This is a genomic window from Neobacillus sp. DFD-2R (assembly GCF_057747865.1).
Window position 1 is genome coordinate 3,153,874 of record NZ_CM173228.1, and the last position, 20,880, is coordinate 3,174,753.

At 39.3% G+C, this 20,880-nt stretch carries 19 protein-coding genes, 4 tRNA genes and 3 other RNA genes; 3 read left to right on the forward strand and 23 right to left on the reverse strand.

Going from position 1 to position 20,880, the window contains the following annotated elements; all coding sequences use genetic code 11:
• Positions 1 to 116 precede the first annotated feature (116 nt).
• The 12 genes from AC3ANV_RS15865 to AC3ANV_RS15920 form a co-directional block, all read right to left on the reverse strand.
• Positions 117 to 941, reverse strand: a complete 825-nt coding sequence (locus tag AC3ANV_RS15865; RefSeq protein WP_488309673.1) for an aldo/keto reductase — start codon at positions 939 to 941, stop codon at positions 117 to 119.
• A gap of 66 nt (positions 942 to 1,007) precedes the next feature.
• Positions 1,008 to 2,222, reverse strand: a complete 1,215-nt coding sequence (locus tag AC3ANV_RS15870) for a multidrug effflux MFS transporter (protein ID WP_488309674.1) — start codon at positions 2,220 to 2,222, stop codon at positions 1,008 to 1,010.
• Between the two features lie 263 nt (positions 2,223 to 2,485).
• Positions 2,486 to 2,920 carry a MarR family winged helix-turn-helix transcriptional regulator gene (locus AC3ANV_RS15875; RefSeq protein WP_488309675.1) on the reverse strand — a complete coding sequence of 145 codons (435 nt, stop codon included), beginning with the start codon at positions 2,918 to 2,920 and terminating at the stop codon, positions 2,486 to 2,488.
• A gap of 164 nt (positions 2,921 to 3,084) precedes the next feature.
• On the reverse strand, positions 3,085 to 3,645 hold the full coding sequence (locus AC3ANV_RS15880) for a YpiB family protein (RefSeq protein WP_488309676.1): 561 nt from the start codon (positions 3,643 to 3,645) through the stop codon (positions 3,085 to 3,087).
• A 435-nt stretch (positions 3,646 to 4,080) separates the two neighbouring features.
• Positions 4,081 to 4,746 carry an MIP/aquaporin family protein gene (locus tag AC3ANV_RS15885; RefSeq protein ID WP_488309677.1) on the reverse strand — a complete coding sequence of 222 codons (666 nt, stop codon included), beginning with the start codon at positions 4,744 to 4,746 and terminating at the stop codon, positions 4,081 to 4,083.
• Positions 4,747 to 5,055: 309 nt separating this feature from the next.
• Positions 5,056 to 5,140, reverse strand: an RNA gene (gene ffs / locus AC3ANV_RS15890) — signal recognition particle sRNA small type.
• Positions 5,140 to 5,211: transfer RNA gene (locus tag AC3ANV_RS15895), tRNA-Asn, on the reverse strand. The genes ffs and AC3ANV_RS15895 overlap by 1 nt, the downstream gene beginning before the upstream one ends.
• A 35-nt stretch (positions 5,212 to 5,246) precedes the next feature.
• Positions 5,247 to 5,331, reverse strand: a tRNA-Leu gene (locus AC3ANV_RS15900).
• Positions 5,332 to 5,348: 17 nt separating this feature from the next.
• A tRNA-Thr gene (locus AC3ANV_RS15905) sits at positions 5,349 to 5,424 on the reverse strand.
• A 6-nt stretch (positions 5,425 to 5,430) separates the two neighbouring features.
• Positions 5,431 to 5,792, reverse strand: a transfer-messenger RNA (tmRNA) gene (gene ssrA / locus AC3ANV_RS15910).
• A 9-nt stretch (positions 5,793 to 5,801) separates the two neighbouring features.
• Positions 5,802 to 5,892 (reverse strand) — tRNA-Ser (locus tag AC3ANV_RS15915).
• A gap of 126 nt (positions 5,893 to 6,018) precedes the next feature.
• Positions 6,019 to 6,801 carry an alpha/beta fold hydrolase gene (locus AC3ANV_RS15920; protein WP_488309678.1) on the reverse strand — a complete coding sequence of 261 codons (783 nt, stop codon included), beginning with the start codon at positions 6,799 to 6,801 and terminating at the stop codon, positions 6,019 to 6,021.
• Positions 6,802 to 7,152: 351 nt separating this feature from the next.
• Here AC3ANV_RS15920 and AC3ANV_RS15925 point away from each other — a divergent pair, with 351 nt between their 5' ends.
• Together AC3ANV_RS15925 and rnpB are read left to right on the forward strand one after the other, a co-directional pair.
• Complete coding sequence (locus AC3ANV_RS15925) at positions 7,153 to 7,854, forward strand: alpha/beta hydrolase (RefSeq protein ID WP_488309679.1); 702 nt, start codon at positions 7,153 to 7,155, stop codon at positions 7,852 to 7,854.
• Positions 7,855 to 7,940: 86 nt separating this feature from the next.
• An RNA gene (gene rnpB / locus AC3ANV_RS15930) (RNase P RNA component class B) lies at positions 7,941 to 8,323 on the forward strand.
• Positions 8,324 to 8,535: 212 nt separating this feature from the next.
• Here rnpB and AC3ANV_RS15935 read toward each other — a convergent pair.
• The 10 genes from AC3ANV_RS15935 to AC3ANV_RS15980 all read right to left on the reverse strand — a co-directional run bounded on the left by AC3ANV_RS15935 (position 8,536) and on the right by AC3ANV_RS15980 (position 18,207).
• Positions 8,536 to 9,306 (reverse strand): cyclase family protein, encoded by a 771-nt coding sequence (locus AC3ANV_RS15935; protein ID WP_488309680.1) that lies wholly within the window; start codon positions 9,304 to 9,306, stop codon positions 8,536 to 8,538.
• Positions 9,307 to 9,531: 225 nt separating this feature from the next.
• Positions 9,532 to 9,918 (reverse strand): DUF1259 domain-containing protein, encoded by a 387-nt coding sequence (locus tag AC3ANV_RS15940; protein WP_488309681.1) that lies wholly within the window; start codon positions 9,916 to 9,918, stop codon positions 9,532 to 9,534.
• A gap of 316 nt (positions 9,919 to 10,234) precedes the next feature.
• A complete protein-coding gene (locus AC3ANV_RS15945; protein WP_488309682.1) occupies positions 10,235 to 10,531 on the reverse strand; it encodes a ferredoxin family protein in 297 nt (98 codons plus the stop codon).
• Complete coding sequence (locus AC3ANV_RS15950) at positions 10,531 to 11,826, reverse strand: FAD-dependent oxidoreductase (RefSeq protein ID WP_488309683.1); 1,296 nt, start codon at positions 11,824 to 11,826, stop codon at positions 10,531 to 10,533. The genes AC3ANV_RS15945 and AC3ANV_RS15950 overlap by 1 nt, the downstream gene beginning before the upstream one ends.
• A complete protein-coding gene (locus AC3ANV_RS15955) occupies positions 11,810 to 12,850 on the reverse strand; it encodes an electron transfer flavoprotein subunit alpha/FixB family protein (protein WP_488309684.1) in 1,041 nt (346 codons plus the stop codon). Before AC3ANV_RS15955 ends, AC3ANV_RS15950 begins: the two co-directional genes overlap by 17 nt.
• Positions 12,850 to 13,677, reverse strand: coding sequence for an electron transfer flavoprotein subunit beta/FixA family protein (locus AC3ANV_RS15960; protein ID WP_488309685.1), 828 nt, complete (start codon positions 13,675 to 13,677; stop codon positions 12,850 to 12,852). The genes AC3ANV_RS15955 and AC3ANV_RS15960 overlap by 1 nt, the downstream gene beginning before the upstream one ends.
• A gap of 398 nt (positions 13,678 to 14,075) precedes the next feature.
• Positions 14,076 to 15,440 carry an LLM class flavin-dependent oxidoreductase gene (locus tag AC3ANV_RS15965; protein WP_488309686.1) on the reverse strand — a complete coding sequence of 455 codons (1,365 nt, stop codon included), beginning with the start codon at positions 15,438 to 15,440 and terminating at the stop codon, positions 14,076 to 14,078.
• A 20-nt stretch (positions 15,441 to 15,460) separates the two neighbouring features.
• On the reverse strand, positions 15,461 to 16,288 hold the full coding sequence (locus AC3ANV_RS15970) for an ABC transporter permease (protein ID WP_488309687.1): 828 nt from the start codon (positions 16,286 to 16,288) through the stop codon (positions 15,461 to 15,463).
• Between the two features lie 36 nt (positions 16,289 to 16,324).
• Positions 16,325 to 17,152 (reverse strand): ABC transporter ATP-binding protein, encoded by an 828-nt coding sequence (locus AC3ANV_RS15975; RefSeq protein ID WP_488309688.1) that lies wholly within the window; start codon positions 17,150 to 17,152, stop codon positions 16,325 to 16,327.
• Positions 17,149 to 18,207 carry an ABC transporter substrate-binding protein gene (locus AC3ANV_RS15980; RefSeq protein ID WP_488309689.1) on the reverse strand — a complete coding sequence of 353 codons (1,059 nt, stop codon included), beginning with the start codon at positions 18,205 to 18,207 and terminating at the stop codon, positions 17,149 to 17,151. The genes AC3ANV_RS15975 and AC3ANV_RS15980 overlap by 4 nt, the downstream gene beginning before the upstream one ends.
• Before the next feature lie 502 nt (positions 18,208 to 18,709).
• Between AC3ANV_RS15980 and AC3ANV_RS15985 the strand changes: the two genes are divergently transcribed.
• The gene (locus AC3ANV_RS15985; RefSeq protein WP_488309690.1) at positions 18,710 to 19,618 is read left to right on the forward strand and encodes a TauD/TfdA dioxygenase family protein; all 909 of its coding nucleotides are present in this window, start codon (positions 18,710 to 18,712) and stop codon (positions 19,616 to 19,618) included.
• Positions 19,619 to 19,776: 158 nt separating this feature from the next.
• On the opposite strand, the gene AC3ANV_RS15990 is transcribed toward AC3ANV_RS15985, so the two are convergent.
• Positions 19,777 to 20,865 (reverse strand): GerAB/ArcD/ProY family transporter, encoded by a 1,089-nt coding sequence (locus AC3ANV_RS15990; protein ID WP_488314251.1) that lies wholly within the window; start codon positions 20,863 to 20,865, stop codon positions 19,777 to 19,779.
• Positions 20,866 to 20,880: the final 15 nt, after the last annotated feature.

A 20,880-nucleotide genomic window follows, 5' to 3' on the forward strand; every position in this document is an offset into this window, starting at 1 on the left:
AGTATAAACAAAAAATATCTATGTGATTTATATCACGAAAGCCCACTCCAACTGCAGCTGGAATGGGCTTTGTCATTGAACAGAGTAAAAACACACTGTCTCCTGTGATTAAAATCCTAGCGATTATTCATTTCATTTGGATGTGGACCTTTACGCCTATCGCGATTTAATTCATTAATTGCAGTCATTTCATCCACAGTTAGGTCGAAATCAAACACATTAAAGTTTTCTTCTATTCTCGATGGGGTCACAGACTTTGGAATAACGATCGTATTATTTTGTAAGTGCCAGCGTAAGACAACTTGTGCCGGAGTTTTGCGATGTAACGAAGCAATCCTTTTAATCGCTTCGTCTTGTAAAACTTCTCCTCCCTGATCAAGAGGACTCCATGCTTCGATAAAAATATCATGCTTTGCACAAAACTCTTTTAAAACATTTTGTGCAAGGTATGGATGACACTCAATTTGGTTTACAACAGGCTTTACCTCACACTCATTTAAAATACGTTCTAAATGTTCAATTTCAAAGTTACAAACTCCTATCGCCTTCACTCGGCCATCATGATAAAGCTTTTCTAATGCTTTATATGTATCAACATACTCATCAAATTGAGGAGTTGGCCAGTGAATCAAATACAAATCAACATAATCCAGACCTAATCTTTCTAAGCTTTCATCAAAGGCTCGTAATGTATTTTCATAGCCCTGATCACTATTCCAAACTTTTGTGGTAATAAATAATTCTTCACGAGGAACAGAAGATTCTTTTAAAGCTTTCCCAACACCTTTTTCATTCTTATAGATCATCGCTGTATCAATGGATGTATATCCTACTTCAAGTGCTTTCGCAACTACATTGGATGCTTGATCATCTTCCACTTGCCAAACACCAAATCCAAGTTGCGGCATTTTTACACCATTGTTTAAGGTAACGAAATTCATTTTGCATTTCTCCTTTTAGCATTATTTTAATGAATCTAATCTATGTGAAAGATTAAGAGATTCCTTCTATGATCTTGAAGCTTGCACCCCAAGCGATGGTTTTCGAACTAAAACAAAATACGATAGGAAGGCCATAAAGCTTGCAAAAAAGATCACGACGCCCATTGGAATGGCTGTATACTCTCCTGCAATTCCTACAAGCGGAGCTGTTAATGAACCAAGTACAAATGGCAATAAACCTAATAGCGCTGAGGCACTTCCCGCAATATGTCCTTGTGTTTCCATGGCTAATGCAAAAGACGTTGTTGCAATAATTCCGATAGAAGCTACTAAAAAGAATATGGGAACGGCGACTGCGAAAAGTGGTGCTTTTAAAAGGAGAGCGACGAGTAATACGGCACCCGAAAAGTTAGAAATAAGTAACCCGATCTTTAAAAACGTTCTCTCCGAAATGATGTCTGTAAAGCGGCCAACCGTCTGGCTTCCAATAATTAAAGCAATCCCATTCGTTCCAAATAATAGACTGAATTCTTGAGGAGATACACCGTAAATATTTTGATAGACAAAAGGAATTCCGGATACGTAGGCAAAGATTCCTGCAATGATAAAACCTTGAGTGAGGGCGAACCCGGCAAATTGGCGATCTTTTACTAAAGAGCCGAAATTCTTCAATAGTTGAGATAAGTTACTTGGGACGCGGTTTTCCTTTGGTAATGTCTCTTTTAGTTTCACTGAAGCAGTGAAGAGTAACACCCCGCCAATACAAGCCAAAACAAGAAAAACCCCCTTCCAATCAGTAAAAGCGAGTATACTGCCTCCGGCAATCGGCGCAACGATTGGGCCGAGGTTACCTACTAACATCAATAAAGCAAAAAATTTGGTTAGTTCCCTTCCGCTATAGACATCACGTACAATGGCCCTAGAGATCACGAGTCCACCTGCTGCTGAAAAGCCTTGTATAAAACGAGAACCGATAAAGAAATAAATATTGGGTGCAAACGAGCAAGTTAATGAAGCTAGTAAGTACAAGCCGAGAAAGATAAGCAATGGTTTACGGCGACCTTGAACATCGCTCAAAGGACCAATAATCAATTGCCCCAAACCAAGGCCTAATAGGCATGTAGTTAAACTAATTTGTACTAAAGAAGCCGTTGTATGATATTCTTTTACAATCGTGGGAAATGAAGGCAAATACATATCGATTGTAAAAGGTCCTAAAAGTCCAAGTGATCCTAAAAGTAACGCAAGCTGTAATCGTTTCTTTCCACTTAATTTATTCAATTTTTCATCGCCTTTCTATAAAAACAGTCATCTTCCGATGGTACCTGTTTTTATTTTCACAATTATTTTTAAATGTATGTGCATGCATACAAATTACCATGTTACAAAACAATCCGTCAAATTTAAAGATTCAGAAAAAACAGACACATCCCAATCGGCACTATACGCACCAAATAGTACCTCGGACCAAAAAAAGAAAGTTCTATATCTAGAAGAGGACACCCGTTAATCGAGTCCAATAATCAATCGTACCATTAGTCATTTCAAGACTTAATTTGTTCAAGTAAGCCTTGCAGCTCATCTATAATCGTTTCTTTAGGAAATGCATTTGCAAGGGTCTTATAAAACGTAACAAAAGCCTCTTTAAGCATCTCTTCTCCTTCCGTTGTTAAGGAAGTGAAAATGGCTCTTCGGTCATCGACGCAAATATGCCTTTTTAAGGTTCCACAGCCCTTTGCTTCAAATCTGCTTACAAGTCTCGATATAGCGCTTTGACTTAAACCCACCATACTCTGAAGTTGTTGTAATTTTAATTTTTTCCCGGGGGCTTTGGATAAAAATAAAAGCACGTAAAACTCATTTAAAGATAATTGATGACTCTGTTGGAGGTTATTTTCTAATTCATTGGTAATTTTCATTTGTATGTTTGTTAGAGATAACCAACTCGTGATCAGCTGATTTTTTTGATTTGATTCCATTCGTACACCTACTCCAGGTTCTACTATTTTTCCAACTGCAAGAAACATCCGTACTTATTATGCATTATAAATGTTTATGTGTCACTGCAAAGGTCCTGATTTTTATAGTAAAGGCCAAATCTTTTATCGTCAAACCGGATCATTTTCAAAGCATTCATCGCCATCTATCCATTGTGTTTCTTTGCATATTGCTCCTTCAGCCTTGCAGTTAAACTTTTAAATAACTCTTCATCTTTCTGATCCAGTGCCACATCAATCTGTTTTTTTACTATCTCTATCTCTTTTTCCAGCAAAATTTCGTCCAGAATATCATCTACTATTTTTTCGTCCTTCTGAACTTGGTTATACTGTTTAATATTTTCTAATACCGGGCTTTCAATAAGTTGCAGGTACCGATGATTGAGCATTTTTCCACTAAAATGAATGATGATATTAACTTTTTCACATGGATTCATCATTAGATCGCCCAATGCCTTTGATACTTCATCTGTTTTGCGTTGATTATAGTAAAACGAAAATCCGGGTTCATCCGAATTCATGCTTGAAATCACAATCGTTTTCCTACTTAGCATGATTTTCTCAGTAAAAGAAACATTTTCAAGTATGTGAAAATTATTGATTATATATTCTATTACCTTACGTGCCTCTGAACGTTTCAGCTGCTGATGTTCTAAAAACCATTTAAGGAAATTCCGTTTTTCAATCGGTGACACCCATTTACCCATAAAAACACACCTACTATATTCATTTCTCCCTATTTTATCATGTTATGGTAGATACGTATTAAAGCCTCAAACAAAAATGTAGGAAATTTACTACTCTTTCAAAAATAAATTCTCTAATAACACCCACAAAACTATGTAGCAGTATCATCTTAATCCACTCATAACCCTCTTGAAATATATTGATAGCGCATTATTCGCAGAAGGTGGAGTCACATTAACGATCTTGCATGAAATTCTTTCAAATAGACTTTATTAAAAAATAACCTCAGTCAATTGACTGAGGTTATTTTTTAATCCACTTTTTAGTTAAAAGCAGGAAGGCGGTTAAATGGCGGTGTCAGCAGTGCGTGATAAATCATCAGCATCGATTCCGCCTATTTGTTTTTTAGACCAGCAATCTTTAAAACTAAACATATCTTTTCGATGAACCTCACTTTATTCTTCAGTATCGAATACAAATTTTCCCACAAGGGCTGCAATGATACCACCTATGATTGGAGCAACGATATATACCCATAATTGAGAAACAGCTTCACCGCCGGCAAATACTGCTGGTGCAAGGCTTCGTGCAGGGTTAACTGAAGATCCTGTCAATGGAATACCAAATATGTGAACTAACACTAACGTTAAACCAATGACAAGTCCAGCAAAAGGGGTATTACCATTTTTACCGGTTACGACCATAATGACTAAAATAAAGACGAATGTTAATACAGCTTCAACTAAGAATGCACCCGAATATCCAAGATGTTCAAAGCCATTTTGTCCTACATTTTCTATCGTCATGTTAGATAATTTTAAAAAGGCAACTAATATTGCAGTTCCTAAAAAAGCACCTAAAACCTGTGCTACTAAATAACAAAGAAGTTCAGAAGCATTTATTCGTTTGTTTACAAACATGGCAATTGACACTGCCGGGTTTATGTGGCATCCGGAAATGGTTCCAATACTATAGGCCATTGCAACAAGGGATAATCCAAATGCCAGAGCAATTCCTAAAATACCAATTCCATGAATTCCGCCACCTAAAACAACTGTTCCAGTTCCGAACAATACCAGTATAAATGTACCGATAAATTCAGCAAATCCCTTCTTTAGCATAATAACTCCTCCTTACACGTAGTTAAAACGCAATTTTGCATTGAATAGGGTAATTTTGTAGGATTTTTAGATTTAGCTGTACCGGATCCGTTGGCAAATGACTAGACGGTAAGTTCTCACCAATTGGTTTTTATCTTAGAGCTCTAAGTTACTATGAATATATGACATATATGAGTCGAATTAGACTTTTTTTGTGTCTGCTTTTTTGATCTAATTTCACTTCAACAACATCTTTCTGTATCAACTTGTTTGAACAAATGAAAAAACACTAAACTCAAAAATGAGTTTAGTGTTTTTAGCTTTCCGGTTTATGTAATAGCCCACACAATTTCACTAGTTATGGCTGCTGCGTTCCCGCCCTGACCCGTTCTTAGTGTCTTTGTTGGACTATGACTCCGCAGGTAGGACTCGAACCTACGACCGATCGGTTAACAGCCGATAGCTCTACCACTGAGCTACTGCGGAATAATGGCAAGTTAGTTTGCTAACGTAAAAAACTTTGGTGCGGGTGAAGGGAGTCGAACCCCCACGCCTTGCGGCGCCAGATCCTAAGTCTGGTGCGTCTGCCAATTCCGCCACACCCGCAAATTTTAGTGAGTTAATGGTGCCGGCTAGAGGACTTGAACCCCCAACCTACTGATTACAAGTCAGTTGCTCTACCAATTGAGCTAAACCGGCATAGTTAAGTGGAAATGACGGGAGTCGAACCCGTGTGCAAAGATATTGGTACTTATACATCTACGAGTGTAGTCAGTAAAATTAGTTTCGCCCACTTCTTTAGCCTACTGACAGGCATTGAAGCGGCTAGTCCGGTTATTCTCTTCCTTCATCCTCAGACGGCGGAATTCGGCGTAGTCCACTTAGAATGAGTCCCTTACCCTACCACATGGACGATGGAGGGAGGAACCGCTAACGACTGTTATTAAGCAGCGAAAGCGAAGTTGTTGTTTTGTTTGCCAGTTATAGGCTTTGACGTTTTTACGTGGCCGATCCCCACGACTCGCAATATAAGCTCAAACTATCCCTGTCGATACCAAGACATTCCCATATTATAATGGCAGAGAAGAAGGGATTTGAACCCTCGCGCCGGTTACCCGACCTACACCCTTAGCAGGGGCGCCTCTTCAGCCTCTTGAGTACTTCTCTATAATAAAAACCATATCGCAAAGTTCCGTTAAGAACTTACAAGAAAAATATATCATCTATTCAAATTGGAAGATAGCTGTAAATTTTGGTAGTTCAAAAGTCCTGATTATACACTCAGGAGGTCATTCATTTTCCACCCGGTTCCTTATATTTCTTGATAAATTGCTTGATTAAACTATTTAATTGAAAGGCTGCCTTTGTTGGAATTTGGTGCTTCACATCCTGGATCCACATCAATTCATTATGCGGTAATTTTTCATGCAATATTTTGGCATATCGATGAAAACCTTGATCTTTTTGTCCATAGATTAATAAAATGGGGCTTTTTATATTTTTTAATTTATTTGTACAATTATAGGACAAGCTATACTGATAATATTCTTTAATATTTTGGGCAGTTCCCTTTTGCTCTTCCTTTACCATTTTCCAATATGAAGATTTGGTTGAATTCGACCAGGTTACATACAATGCTAATGCTGAAAGGGCCTTTAATTTTGTAAAGGTAATCGCTGCTTTAATTTTATTTTTTAAGACCCTATCGCTTACTTCAGACATACCGCTAATGACGATCCCACCTGAAGCTCGATCCGGATAAGATAGTAGAAATTCAAGGGCGATTGTCCCTCCTGTTGAATAGCCGCAAATAAAGGCCTTTTGAATTTTTAGATGATCTAATAAAAGCTTCAAATCTTCTGCAATCAAATGATAAGTTAAAGGCTGTTTTGAAAATGAACTTCTTCCATGTCCTCTAATATCGAAGGTAATAACCAGGAAATCCTTTGATAATTCCTTCATTTGGTTCTCAAAATTTAAATGAGTAAGTACCGGAGGATGAATAAAGAGTATAGGTATCCCTTGACCTTGAACCGTAAAATAGATTCTGCAGCCGTTCGCCATCATGAAGGGCATGTATCTGAACACCTCAGTTTTAAAAGAGTTTCTAACTAGGACAAGACAAATTATATATGCTTTAAATTTTTTAAAAGTTATTTTTATGATTCCAAAATTTTTCACTTTTATCATTGAAGACGATAAAAATCTTATTAATCCAAAGAAATCCTTTTTAAATCTGTGTATTAGTCAAAGACTACCCTGGAAGACTATGAACGTAATTCTTAATTAACCCATCCATCTGAACGATCATTAAAAATATTCAAACAAACAAATTCAGTGTTGATTGTGGAACTGAATCGGATGTTTCAGCTTAGCATTTTTCCCCAAACGAGCCTTTTCCAATCAACTGTCGTGGAGGGATTTTTCATGGATTTATGTATCATTATTCATGGATTCGCAGGAAACCCTTGGGAAATAGAACCATTGGCACATGCCTTAGAAGGAATGGGTTACGAAGTAATGACCCCATTGTTACCTGGTCATAGTATGAATAAAGAGCGGATGCAAAAAGCTACTGCGATGGATTGGTTGCAAATGATGGAGAAAATCGTTAAAAAGGCAATTGAAGAAAACAAAGAGATTCATTTGATTGGTTTTTCGATGGGGGCAATGATCGCTTCTATTATGGCGTATCGTTATCAAATATCAACCCTGATATTGCTTTCTCCAGCAGTTTACGTGCTGACACCACACTTATTAAAAATGAAGCTAGACCAATTTTTTCGCCGTACTAGAACGAAAGAAAATGGTTTATTATTCGGTCAAAGGATTCTTAAAAATCCGTCATTCATTCGTTCTACTCCTCTTTATAATGTGTTCCAATTTCAAAAAATCGTCCGAGAGGCGAAAGTGATTTTTCAGCATATTACCATCCCAATTTGTATTATTCATGGTCAAAAGGATGAGACAATAGACCCAAAAAGTTCGGAATTCATTTATCGTTTAGTTTCATCAAAAGAAAAAGAGTTACATTATCTTCCTCATTCAAAGCACCACATTTGTAGGGATTGTGAAGTTGACACTGTCATACAAATAGTTACTAAGTTTTTAGATGTTCACAGAACATGATGGAAACACTGGAATTAACCTACTAAAGATTTATCCTGTTGACCATGATATAGTATTTAATGTCGCTTTTGGACGAATGAACATGAAATGGTGAGTAGTCGCGGTTCCTTAATGGAGCTGAGGAAAGTCCAGGCTCGCACAGTGCTGAGATGCCTGTAGTGTTCGTGCCATCCGCAAGGTTGGGCAGTTGATGATAGGATCGACTGACGGCGGTGAAATCATGCTAAGTCCCTCGGGATATGCTGAGAATAACCTGAAAGTGCCACAGTGACGGAGCTTTTCCGGAAACGGAAAAGGTGGAACGGGTAAACCCCACGAGCGAGCAACCCAAACTAAGGTAGGGGCATCATCCTGCGGGAAATGAACCTAACGGATGAATCGGCCATCGGTCGATAGATAGATGACTACTACTTCCGGTACAAGGCAAGAGCCGATTGCAGTACGGAAGAACAAAACCTGGCTTACAGCCATTTCATGAACTGATTTTATTTTTTATATACGAAAAAACTAAAAATAATAGATTTTTTCAAAATGGGTTTACTTCAATAGGTAAACTTTAAATCTCATAGAGAGACACACGTCATTTCACATAGGAAGTAACGTGTGTCTTTTTGTTGTTATATAGGGAGACAGGTAGAAAATTGGCTGACATAGTCAGATGAACGTAGACCATTCTTTTTCTTACTCAAAAATAGCAACAGGGCGTGCCCAACCTGCACTGGCGTCTTTTATCTTTATTGGAAAAACAGCTATTTTAAAACCAAATCTTTTAGGTAATAAGTCTAAGTTTGCTAGCTTTTCAATTTGACAATACTCTGCTTCTTTTCCAACATAATGAGCGGCCCAAAGGACACCATCGCGCGGGTTCTTTTTAAAATCCTCTGCTTGTTTATAAAGTGGTGTATCCCATCCCCATCCGTCCGTTCCCATTACCTTAATCCCCTTATTAATCAGCCATCGTGTCGCCTCCGCAGAAACTCCTGCATGGACAGCTGCATAGTTTTCCTGATAATATTTTTTATCCGCATCCGTTCGGACAAGGATAATATCGTATGGCTGCAATTGATAGTCCATTTCTTTTAATTGTTTTTCAAATTCTCTAACCTCAATCTCATAGCCTGGTTGTTTATCGCTAAAATTAAACAGAACCCCGTTGCCGTAGAACCATTCAAGAGGAAGTTCATCAATGGTTCTGGAGGCTTTACCCGCAGTAGTAGCAGCATAGTGCCATGGTGCATCCACATGAGTACCGGTATGTGTGGTTAAGGTAACTGTTTCTACTGCCCATGCTGCACTGTCTGGAAAATCACTAGGTTTCAGGCCCAAAACCCGAGCAGCTTGTTGTGCTCCTTGTTCATGTGTTCCATAGATAATCTCTGGTGGAAAAGGCTCTTTTGCATTATTGTCTAATGGTACACTTAAATCAATAATACGTAGATTCGGTCGATTCAATTTTTAAAACCCCTTTTTAAAGTTTTTATTGGGATTAAAATTTGACAGGTTTGAGATAGCTAGATAGATTTATCAATGTTGTAAATAACAAGAGTTATTAGTACCTTTTAATATTTACTACTAATTGACTTTTTCTATTCCAGTTTTCTTACTTAGAAAAAAGAACCTAAAAAGTGCCTTACCCATAGTATTTTTAAGCGCAATCTTTTTGGAAGGAAAGCATCGTTAGTACCTTAGCGCCCTTCTGACATTCCTTGCAAAATCTAATGGATCATCAACAGCTTCAATATTAACGTAAATCAAATTTGGATTATCAAATAGCCACTCATTGTGTATAGATGAAACTATTATTCCTTGTTTAAGAATGGAAGCAACAAAATTCTCGACTTCTTTTTGCAGGAGTGCTACCCTCCCTAGGCACAATGCTCGTCCGGTCTGATTATCTCTTGATTCAAATGAGAAAGAAGAAGTAACTCTGAAACGTTTTCCTAAAATTATTGTTTGTATTTCATTTCGATTTATAGTAGCAACGCATTTTCCTCCTGCAAATCCCTCTTGTCCGCCGATAATTCTAGCAAACTCTTGACAAATTAGTTCATCATTAGACACCAACTATACATCTCCTTTCTAATATATTTAGGATATGAATAAATGAATAGATTTGAAACGGACATACATTTATTTTGTAATAAAAAAATACAGAATAATTTGTATACAATCTATTTTATGGTAAATTTTGGTTTTATTTCCTCTTTTAAGGTGAAATACAATTGAATAAAATGGATATATACCTTTTCCCCCACGGAAAATCTACACACTACAAAGGACTCCCTAATGGAAGTCCTTTGTTTTTTTTCTCATTATCTATTCTAAATTCCAATCCTTTAATTTTGTGGTCACTCGTGGTCGCATTCGTGAACAAATTAAATTATGCAAGCCTGAACACAATTCCGTGACCGCCCTTCGGATACTCCCATTTAATATTTTGATGCGGGCAGCCAATGCGGCAACTGCCGCATTCATGACAGCCTTCGTAACCAACATGCATGCGTATGTCTTCCCATTTATAAATCTCTGCCGGGCAAAAGATCGTACATATTTTATCAGGACATTGTGTTAAACAAATATCATTATCTTTGACATGAAGATGAGATTTTGTATCGGCATTGAAGCGAACAAGGTATTGCTTTTCTTCGATAGACTGATATTTTTTCTGTTCACTCATTATTTCATCACCTTCCAAGCTCGATACACATCTCGAGCGAGTTTGAATTTTTCTTTACCTGAGCCAAAACCACTCCATATTTTCTTTTGTTTTTCCCATTTGGACGAACCATCAACGGTAAAAAATTGACTCGCTGCTTTGTTCACCATTGGAATATAGGCATCAAAATATTGCGGAAATTTATTAAAATGATGGGTAGAATCCTTATATTTTTTCATATCCTGGCCGACAAACCCATTCATTAACTTAACACGGTAATGGTCGAGCATACCAACAGAAAAATCTCCTGCTTCCTTCGCTAATAGAACCGTTTCCGCTGCTAACCTTCCGGAAGTCATCGCCAAGTTAGAACCCTCACGATGGATGGCATTGACTAATTGGGAGGCATCCCCAATCACGATAACACCGTTCCCGACAATTTTCCCCATTGAATTATAGCCACCCTCTGGGATCAGGTGGGCTAAATACTCTTGCGGCTCGCTTCCTTGAATATACGGGCGGATCATCGGATGGTTTTTCACATATTCAAGTAAGTCATATGGTTTAATTTTATGTTTGATCAGCCCGGACAAAAGGGTACCCACACCAATGCTTAACGTATCTTTATTGGTATAAAGAAACCCTGTGCCCAAAATTCCTTTTGTGGCATCTCCAAATAATTCAATGGTGCAGCCCTGATTTTCTTCGAGGTTGAAGCGGTCTTCAATCACTTTTTTATCAAGCTTCAAAATTTCCATCGTCGCTAAGGCTACTTCATCCGGTTTATACTCCTTATGAAACCCAAGCTTTTGTGCCAATAACGAGTTTACACCGTCTGCTAAAACAACGACATCGGCATAGATATCTCCATCCGGTCGGTCGGTTCTGACGCCGACAACCTTCCCATTTTCAACAATACATTCTAATACGACGGTTTCCGTTACTAAGATCGCACCTTGTTCTACCGCTTTTTCGGCAAACCACTGATCAAAATTAGCCCTTAATACAGTAAAGTTATTGTAGGGTTCCTTTCCCCACTCCATTCCCTTATAACTAAAGGTGACGGCAGACTCTTTATCCATCATCATAAATCGTTGTTCAACGATCGGGCGCTCGAGGGGAGCTTCCTTATAAAAGCCCGGGATTATGTCCTCCATCATTTTTCGATAAAGGACACCTCCCATGACATTTTTTGAACCCGGATACTCTCCTCTTTCCAAAAGCAATACGTTTGCGCCGCCTTTTGCTAAGTCATGCGCACAGGAAATTCCAGCTGGACCTGCCCCGACAACAATACAATCAAACTTCTCTGGCATAACTTACGCTCACCTCCTCTTTAGATAATGCCTTTTTAAACTGTTCAATTAATAATGGCACGATTTCAAATGCATCCCCAACAATTCCATAATGACAAGCTTGGAAAATAGGGGCTTCCCTGTCTTTATTAATGGCAATGATTAAGCCGGAATTTTTCATCCCTACTACATGTTGAATCGCACCGGAAATTCCGATCGCAAAATAAATTTTTGGCGTTACCGTTACACCGGTTTGACCTACTTGGTGAGCATGATTAATCCAGCCCGCTTCTACTACATCCCGGCTGGCACCCACTGCTCCGCCAAGAGTTTCTGCTAAATGGTGAATTAACTGAAAGCCCTCAGGACTCCCTAACCCTTTTCCACCGGCAACAATGATGTCCGCTTCGTCGATTCGGACTTTTTTTGTAGTTTCCTTCACAATTTCTAATACTTTTGTCCGGATATCTTCTTCTTTTAATGCAATCGTTTCTTCGATCACCTTTCCTGTTCTGCCTGGTTTTGGCGGCAACGCTTTCATGACTTTTGCACGTACGGTTGCCATTTGCGGCCGATATTTTTTACAAAGAATCGTCGCCATAATATTCCCCCCAAATGCCGGGCGGCTGGCCAATAACAGACCGGTTTCCTCTTCGACATCTAACTCGGTCGTATCTGCCGTTAATCCGGTGGGCATATCAGTGGCAACTGCACTAGCCAGGTCTTTTCCGGTTGAAGTAGCACCGAAAAGGATAATTTCAGGTTTATATTTATTGGAACACTCAAGAAGTGCCTTCATAAAGGATTCTGTTCGATAATGTTTAAAAATGGGCTGGTCATATACATAGGTGGTATCCGCTCCGTACTCAAAAACGGTTTTGGTTAAAGGTTTAATATTTTCCCCTATTAAAACCCCCGCCAATTCCACACCTCGTTTATCGGCTAATTTTCTCCCTGCTCCTAATAACTCTAGTGAAACAGGAGCAATTTCCCCGTTCTTTTCTTCAATAAATACCCAAACACCCTTATAATCTTTAAAATCCATCAATTTCCCTCCTTTACCGTAAACAATTCTTTCTTTTCAAGGATGACGGAAAGTAATTGTTCAACTTGCTCCAGTGGTTTGCCTTCCATAATCGTTCCCCCTTCAGGTGGAGGAGGGGCCCATACTTTCGAAACAATCGTTGGTGAGCCTTTCAAACCAAGCTGTTTAATGTCTATATCCTCCAAATCATCTACAGACCAAATGATAGGCTGATATTTTGCAGCTTTTAACATGTTTGGAAATGGAGAATACGGCACTTCATTGATTGTTTTTTCAACTGAAAATAAACAAGGTAACGTGGATTTAATCACTTCATACCCGTCTTCTAATTTCCGATGGACAATGGCATATCCCTCGTCTTTATTAATTTCTGCTACTTTATTAACCGAAGTTAGCGGTGGAATATCAAGCCTTCTCGCAATTCCGGGACCGACTTGCCCTGTATCTCCATCAATGGTCATTTTCCCACAGATGACGAGATCAACAGGATTGGTTTTTGAAATTTTTTCCAGAGCCTTCGTAAGGGCATAACTGGTTGCTAATGTATCCGCTCCAGCAAATCTCCGGTCTGTGATCAAATAACCTTCATCTGCCCCAATTTCGATGCACTTTTTAATCGCCTTCACAGCTGGAGGCGGGCCCATCGTTACGACGGATACAGTCCCTCCATACCTTTTCTTTAGACGTACCGCCTCTTCTACAGCATGGGTATCATATGGATTTAATATGGCAGGTGCCGTCCTCCGATCCATCGTGTTTGTTTTTGGATTCATCTTAATAATTTTCGTGTCAGGTACTTGTTTAATACAGGCCACAATATGTAGCATTAAACCCCCTCCTTATCATAAGAAAAGCACAAGGCGCCTTGCTCACAATAAAACAAACTCAAGTTGCCAGGTGCCTGGAGCTAGACCATTTCTCACCTAAAAAGTTTTTCTTTTCTTATTTAACTAGAAAACTTGTACCGATTTAGAGACCCTAAGTTGATACTGGTTTAAAGTCTATTTACATTTACTATATTAAAGGAGTTGTACTTACATTCGGATTTTTAAGATAAATATCTTAATAATAGTAGATAATTTGAATTTGGCGGGGGTTGTCGGGTTGAAGAGCATAGGTATCAACGATTTGGCTGCGGGCGTATTCCTATAAAAGCCGGCTTTCCTGATTTTATAGGAAACCGGCTTTTTAGATAGGTTATTTTTCGGGAAACAAACTGGTACCACTAACCGAGGTTATATTGTTTCTTTTTTGGCTCAATAAGAGTATTAACTGGCCGCTTTAATCCTAAATTCTCACGTAATGTGTTGCCTGTATATTCTTTACGGAACAACCCGCGTTGTTGCAGTACTGGAATAACCAGATCAACGAAATCATCTAGACTACCAGGTAAATAAGGAGGCATGACATTGAAGCCGTCCGCTGCCCCATTTTCAAACCATTCTTGCATTTGATCCGCAATTTGCTCAGGTGTACCCTTGATCTCCCGATGTCCGCGGGCACCGGCTATCCGTTGATACAGTTTGCGAATCGTCAAACCTTCACGATCGGCAAGATCCTTTAATAATTGGAAACGACTTTTCCCGCCATTAATCTGATTTAATTCAGGCAAATCAGGGAGTGGTCCATCCACCGGATATCCTGATAAATCAACACTTATCATACCAGACAAAAGAGATATCCCTGCTTCTTCAGGTATAAGTTCCTCGAACAGTACCTTATTTTCTTCCGCTTCTTCCTCCGTTCTCCCAATAACAGGGAAAACACCAGGCATAATTTTCAATTCCTCCGGTGAGCGACCGTATTTTACCATTCTTCCTTTCACATCAGCATAAAAGCTTTGAGCTTCTTCAAGCGTTTGCCAAGCAGTGAAAATCACCTCGGCTGTCCGCGCCGCAAGCTCCTTCCCCGCTTCAGAAGAACCGGCCTGGATGACAACAGGATGCCCTTGCACCGGCCGGGAGATATTTAACGGACCTGCAACGGAAAACCATTCTCCTTTATGATTAATGGAGTGTATTTTGGAAGAATCCGCAAATCGGGCTGACTCTTTATCAATTATTAACGCATCATCCTCCCAACTATCCCATAGCTTCGTGACCACATCGACAAACTCTTCAGCACGTTCATACCGCTTTTCATGAAGGAGCTGCTGATCTAAATTAAAATTTTGGGCTTCTACGTCAGTGCTTGATGTGACAACATTCCACCCGGCACGGCCGCCACTCAAATGATCAAGAGAAGCGAACCTGCGGGCTACATTAAATGGTTCATTAAAGGTTGTTGATACCGTTCCCACAAATCCGATATGATTTGTTACAGCAGAAAGGGCTGACAAAAGGGTAAAGGGTTCAAATAACGTATTCACGGTTTGGCCCAGTACCTTTTGATTTTTCCCTCTCACCGCATAGCTATCCGCAAGAAAAACCATATCAAACTTTCCACGCTCCGCTGTTTGGGCAAGCCTTTTGATAAAATCAAAGCTCATAATTTGATGGGCTTCTGCCTTTGGATGCCGCCAAGCAGCGACATGATGTCCAGGGATCATAAAAAACGCGCCTAATTTCATTTCCCGATGATTATGAGTCATGTTCATCCCACTTTCTTTTATTATTCATTTGGATTTGTTTTCCAGCTAGAGAATTTTCTCTCTAAGGAGACTAAAAGATAATTTATAGCCACACCGAGCAGAGCAATCGTGATAATACCGGCATACATTTGCGGAATTTGGAAGTTCTGTTGCGTATAATTAATGAGATATCCCAAACCTTCCTTTGCTCCAACCATTTCGGCCGCAATCAACACAAGGATCGAAGATGATCCGGACATACGTATTCCGGTAAAAATAGTCGGAATGGATGCAGGCAAAATCACTTTATAAAACAGTCTGTAGGAGGTCAGCCCCATTGATTTGGCTGACTTAATAAGTAACGGATCAACATTTCGAACAGCATTAATCGTATTTAAAAGAATCGGAAAAATACAAGCAAACAAGACGATCGAAACTTTAGATGTTTCACCAATCCCAAGCAGCAAAATAAAGACTGGTAATAACGCTAAGGCAGCCGTATTACGAAACAGCTCCAACACCGGGTTTAACAATTCATTTGCCAGCGGATACCATCCGATTACAAGCCCTAAAGGAATGGCAATGACAATCGCCAATCCAAATCCTACAAGCGACCGGAGTATACTAGCCTGAAAGTGGGCATACAGGTCACCCGAAATTACTAACCCCCACCAGCTCTCTGCAACTTTGGAAAAAGGCGGAAAGAAAGTACGATCCGCCAACCCAATTCGGGGAGCAATCTCCCAAAGGATCAGTAAAAGCAAAATGATTATTGATTGTTTTACAAGCTTTTGCACCCAATGAAAAGAAAAACGAATGCGTTGTGATGTTTGCATAGGTGCTATGATCGATTTACCGAAATCAGGCATTTTTTTCACCTCTTCTATAAAATAATTCAAACGTTGTTAAGCTGATTGGTCTCTTTTCTCAACTGTTTGTGCCTTGCCTACCTCTTCACGAAGTAAATCCCAAATTTGGTGACGTGCCATTGCAAATTCATTTGTCGAACGTAAATCTTCTTCTTGGCTAGTTGAATGAAGAGGATTATCAATAATTTGTTTAATCGTTCCCGGTCGGGAAGTCATTACCGCCACCCGCTGTCCTAAATAAACCGCCTCATCAATTCCATGGGTAATGAAAACAATCGTTTTTTTGGTATGTTCCCAGATTCGAAGCAATTCTGTTTGTAAGGTTTCACGCGTTTGCGCATCTAGTGCAGCGAAAGGTTCATCCATTAACAGTACTTCCGGGTCAAACGCTAAACTTCGGGCAATAGCAACACGCTGCTTCATTCCGCCTGAAAGTTCGTGCGGATAACGGTCTGCAAAGCCCGATAATCCAACCAGTGACAAAAAGTACCGGGAAATTTCAGCCCGCTCCTTTTTGGGAACACCTTTTGACTCTAAGCCAAATTCAATGTTTCCTTTCGCTGTTTTCCAAGGCAATAACGCATACTGCTGAAAGACAATCCCCCGATCTAAACCCGGACCCTCAATCGGTTTTCCATCCAATAAAATCCTTCCTGAGGTTGGCTTCGTTAAACCGCCTAAAAGATCAAGCAAAGTTGATTTTCCGCATCCAGAAGGGCCTACCAATGAAAGAAACTCTCCACTGTTAACTGAAAAATGAACATTTTTAATGGCTGTAAATTCTTTAAAGGCTCCCTTTCCTTGCTCAGAATCCCTTACTTTAAAGACCTTACTGACATGTTCAAACTGAATTTTTTCCGTCATTGTCTCACCTCATTACTTTTTTCATAATCACCTTTAAAAGGATTAAATTCATCCGTATATAAATCATCCAGTTTCAATTGACCATCATGTAACTCACCGTTTTTCTTCAGCCAGTCAACCCATACTTTAAACTCCTTTTCCTGAATAACACCCCCTTTCGCGGCTATACCTGTACTCTTCCAATATTGCAACAGGTTTGTATCCTCCTTCCTCCCTCGTTTCTTAATAATAGATTCAAAACGGGCAATCACTTGGTCCCGTGGAGTCGTTCGTGCCCATTCAATGGCTTTCGCTGTAGCCTCAACAAACTTTCTAACCGTATGTGGATTTTGTTTGATAAATTTGTCAGTAAAGACATAACTTCCAGCTGTAAAGGACCCCAACAAATCATAGTCACTAAAAAGCTTTCTGACCCCGCCTTTTTTTACAGCAAGGTCCCCAAACATCCCGGACAAAACAGCCACATCAATTTGTTTTTGGCGCAGTGACTGCTCTGTACTTACCGGTGGAAGAACAACTAAAGTTACTTTCTTAATTTCGTCATCAGTTAATCCATTTTGTTTTAAATATTCTTTTAAAACAAATTCAGCATGTGCTCCCATTGTATTCATTCCAACCTTTTTTCCAATTAAATCGCGGGCACTTTTTATCGGGCTGTCAGTTAATACATAGTAGCCAGTATATGTATCCTTATCACTGCCGTAATAGCCAATGACCGACTTTATAGGTGCTCCGCTACCTATCAGCTTGGCAATGGCACCATTAAAAGCACCGCCAAAATCCGTTTGACCGGTGGCCGCGTTTTGAATAGACGCAGGCCCGCTTGTTTGATTTCCGATCCATTCAAGTTTTATCGGACTAAGATAGCCTAAATCCTCTGCTAATTCTGGAAAAGTAACTGTACCAACTGATCCTTCATATCTTATTTTCTGCGTTTCAAACTCGCCATCTCCTTTCGCTCCTGTGGCTCCTGTCTTTTTCACCTGACATCCAGAGGAGATAACGGCTGATAACACAACTAACACTAATAGTGCTTTGGTTCTCCAAATTTTCATAATTGTCCCTTCCTTCACTTAAGCTTAAAACCAATTCATCAAATCGAAATATCCTTTACAGGCTTCGTGAAATATTCCTAGCAAAGGGCATTTTCCTACTTGCCGGCTTATTTATCGATAAAAAAACCGGAGACATCTCTTTAACAAGAAAAGTCTCCGGTTGTCCGGCCGATAAAAATCTATATTTCCTATTGGTCTACTTGGTTTTTTACTTATACTACCAATTCTATTTTCAGTCGTCAACATAAAATTAAAAATTTTCCAAATTAATATAAAGGACAAAAAATAGATTTAATCTTTTTAAAAAACTAAAAATTAATGATTGACAGATGTTTTCCTGCATTTTAAAATCACATTAAGCCGATGGGAATTACATACTTTAAATTCAAATGAATTGCTGACCAGTCACCTGGAAGCCAGAGCTATTATGCTCTGGCTTTCTTTCGTCTTATCGGCCCATTATTAAAGCTCGCTTTTGCGGCTAAACAAGGAGGAAATAAAAATGAGTAATGTCAAAGAAGTTCAAAGTGGAGCAGTAATTGTAGTAAAACCAGTGGCTGGACGTATTGGAGCAGAAATATCAGGTGCGAAACTTTCCGGAGAACTAGACTCCAATACGGTTAAATCTATCCGTGAAGCACTGTTAAAGTATAAGGTTGTTTTCTTCCGTGATCAGAATCACCTGGACGATCAAGGACAAGAAGCATTTGCACAACTACTTGGTAATCCAGTTGTTCATCCAACTGTCCCAGCAAAAGATGGCACAAACTATATATTAGAACTTCATTCTGACCATGGCGGGCGTGCTAATTCATGGCATACAGATGTAACCTTTGAAGCTGCGTACCCGAAATTCTCTATTTTACGAGGAGTGGTGGTACCAGAGGCAGGAGGTGATACCGTTTGGGCAAACACTGCAACTGCCTATGAACATCTTCCAACTGAATTACAAAATTTGGCGGATCAATTATGGGCAGTCCATACCAATGCTTATGATTATGCAGCAAAACACAATGGTGTTTCTGCTGAAGCGAAAAAACGCCATGAAGAAATCTTTACTTCTACCCTATATGAAACCGAACATCCAGTTGTCCATGTACATCCAGAAACAGGTGAGCGCCATCTTCTACTCGGTCATTTTGTGAAAAACTTTATCGGGCTTTCTTCCACCGATTCGGCACATCTATTCTCGATCTTGCAAGGACATGTAACACAACTCGAAAATACGGTCCGCTGGAAATGGAGAGCGGGGGATGTCGTCATTTGGGATAACCGCGCCACCCAACATTATGCAGTGAATGACTATGGTAATGCACAAAGAGTTGTCCGAAGAGTTACCATTGATGGAGACGTACCTACTAGTATAGATGGTCGCCGCAGTGTCACAAAAACAAAAGTAAAAAGGATTTAATAGGTTATCTTCTATCAATTTAGATAAGATAAAGTAAAGTAAATCCATATCCCAAAAATGGGGTAGTGTTTACAACGTTAAAGATATCCGAAAATAAAAAGCCTAATTTCTCCATAAAAATACTGAGAAATTAGGCTTTTTTTATAATGTTACTGGATTTATGCATATTTTCTTCGAATCCAGCCAACAACCAACAAAAGTAAGGGAATCCCAATCATGTTGATAGGAAACACAAACGGAAGGACGAAGAACTTGTCATAATCCTGGGCGAATATCTGGATATTTTTAATCGACACAGCCATAACAAACGAAATAGGGGCAAGAAGCCAAACTACTTTTCGCCAATCCTTCAGGTGAAACCATTGAGCCGTTCCATAACAGGCAATAAACATATATAACGCCAGCTTAATAAAAATACTAAAAAACCAAATAATGACAATCAAAATATCCACATTTTGAATGAATTCCATTACGGATATGAACCGACTCATATCGTAAAAAGGATACAAAAGCCTTGAAGGCAAACTTGGACCGAATGTGAAAATCACGGCCAGAGTTCCTATGCTTACCATCAAAACTGCTATTCCAATTCCCCATATCGCCCGTGATGACGCTTGGTCGGGTTTTTCCATAAAAAAGACGAACATGGTCATCATGACAGACTCTCCAAAAAAGGAGGCCATGGGGGTATAGGAACCTTTAAGGATCGGAAGCCATCCGGAATCTTGATAAAGGGGAAGCATATAATGCCAATTCATATTGCTAAGGTCTAAAATTAATAAGACAGTAATCATCAAAAGAACCATTGGACCAACGATTTCACTTAAACGTCCAATGCCTTCTATCCCGCCTTGGTATATGATAAAAATGAGCAGTAACATGGTGGCAAATACAATAACCCACAAAGGTGTCTTATGAAACAACGCAGTTATAATGAAATCACCAAATTCACGGACGATTACCCCCATCGCCGAGTACCATAGAAGGAAAAAGGGAATCATCATCAGCTTTCCAAGCCATTTACCGAGAATGGTTTGACTAAATTCAATCATTGTTTGGTTCGGATACTGCGAACTAAGTGTGGTTGCCAGAAAGGTAATGGCAATGCCAACAAGCCCTGCAATTACCATCGAGATCCATGCATCTTGTTTTGCAATACGGATCGTAGATGATATGGTCAGAAGAAGTGAATTTCCCACTTCAAATGTGAACATGATCCAAAAGATTTGCGAGCCAGAGATTTTCATTGATTTTGGCACAAT

What these genes read in the sequence shown, in the direction of transcription:
- AC3ANV_RS15865 (WP_488309673.1), bottom strand. Translation starts at nt 941, where the DNA reads ATGAATTTCGTTACCTTAAACAATGGTGTAAAAATGCCGCAACTTGGA.
- AC3ANV_RS15875 (WP_488309675.1), bottom strand. Translation starts at nt 2,920, where the DNA reads ATGGAATCAAATCAAAAAAATCAGCTGATCACGAGTTGGTTATCTCTA.
- AC3ANV_RS15880 (WP_488309676.1), bottom strand. Translation starts at nt 3,645, where the DNA reads ATGGGTAAATGGGTGTCACCGATTGAAAAACGGAATTTCCTTAAATGG.
- AC3ANV_RS15885 (WP_488309677.1), bottom strand. Translation starts at nt 4,746, where the DNA reads ATGCTAAAGAAGGGATTTGCTGAATTTATCGGTACATTTATACTGGTA.
- AC3ANV_RS15920 (WP_488309678.1), bottom strand. Translation starts at nt 6,801, where the DNA reads ATGCCCTTCATGATGGCGAACGGCTGCAGAATCTATTTTACGGTTCAA.
- AC3ANV_RS15925 (WP_488309679.1), top strand. Translation starts at nt 7,153, where the DNA reads ATGGATTTATGTATCATTATTCATGGATTCGCAGGAAACCCTTGGGAA.
- AC3ANV_RS15945 (WP_488309682.1), bottom strand. Translation starts at nt 10,531, where the DNA reads ATGAGTGAACAGAAAAAATATCAGTCTATCGAAGAAAAGCAATACCTT.
- AC3ANV_RS15950 (WP_488309683.1), bottom strand. Translation starts at nt 11,826, where the DNA reads ATGCCAGAGAAGTTTGATTGTATTGTTGTCGGGGCAGGTCCAGCTGGA.
- AC3ANV_RS15955 (WP_488309684.1), bottom strand. Translation starts at nt 12,850, where the DNA reads ATGGATTTTAAAGATTATAAGGGTGTTTGGGTATTTATTGAAGAAAAG.
- AC3ANV_RS15960 (WP_488309685.1), bottom strand. Translation starts at nt 13,677, where the DNA reads ATGCTACATATTGTGGCCTGTATTAAACAAGTACCTGACACGAAAATT.
- AC3ANV_RS15965 (WP_488309686.1), bottom strand. Translation starts at nt 15,440, where the DNA reads ATGACTCATAATCATCGGGAAATGAAATTAGGCGCGTTTTTTATGATC.
- AC3ANV_RS15970 (WP_488309687.1), bottom strand. Translation starts at nt 16,288, where the DNA reads ATGCCTGATTTCGGTAAATCGATCATAGCACCTATGCAAACATCACAA.
- AC3ANV_RS15975 (WP_488309688.1), bottom strand. Translation starts at nt 17,152, where the DNA reads ATGACGGAAAAAATTCAGTTTGAACATGTCAGTAAGGTCTTTAAAGTA.
- AC3ANV_RS15980 (WP_488309689.1), bottom strand. Translation starts at nt 18,207, where the DNA reads ATGAAAATTTGGAGAACCAAAGCACTATTAGTGTTAGTTGTGTTATCA.
- AC3ANV_RS15985 (WP_488309690.1), top strand. Translation starts at nt 18,710, where the DNA reads ATGAGTAATGTCAAAGAAGTTCAAAGTGGAGCAGTAATTGTAGTAAAA.
- AC3ANV_RS15990 (WP_488314251.1), bottom strand. Translation starts at nt 20,865, where the DNA reads ATGAAAATCTCTGGCTCGCAAATCTTTTGGATCATGTTCACATTTGAA.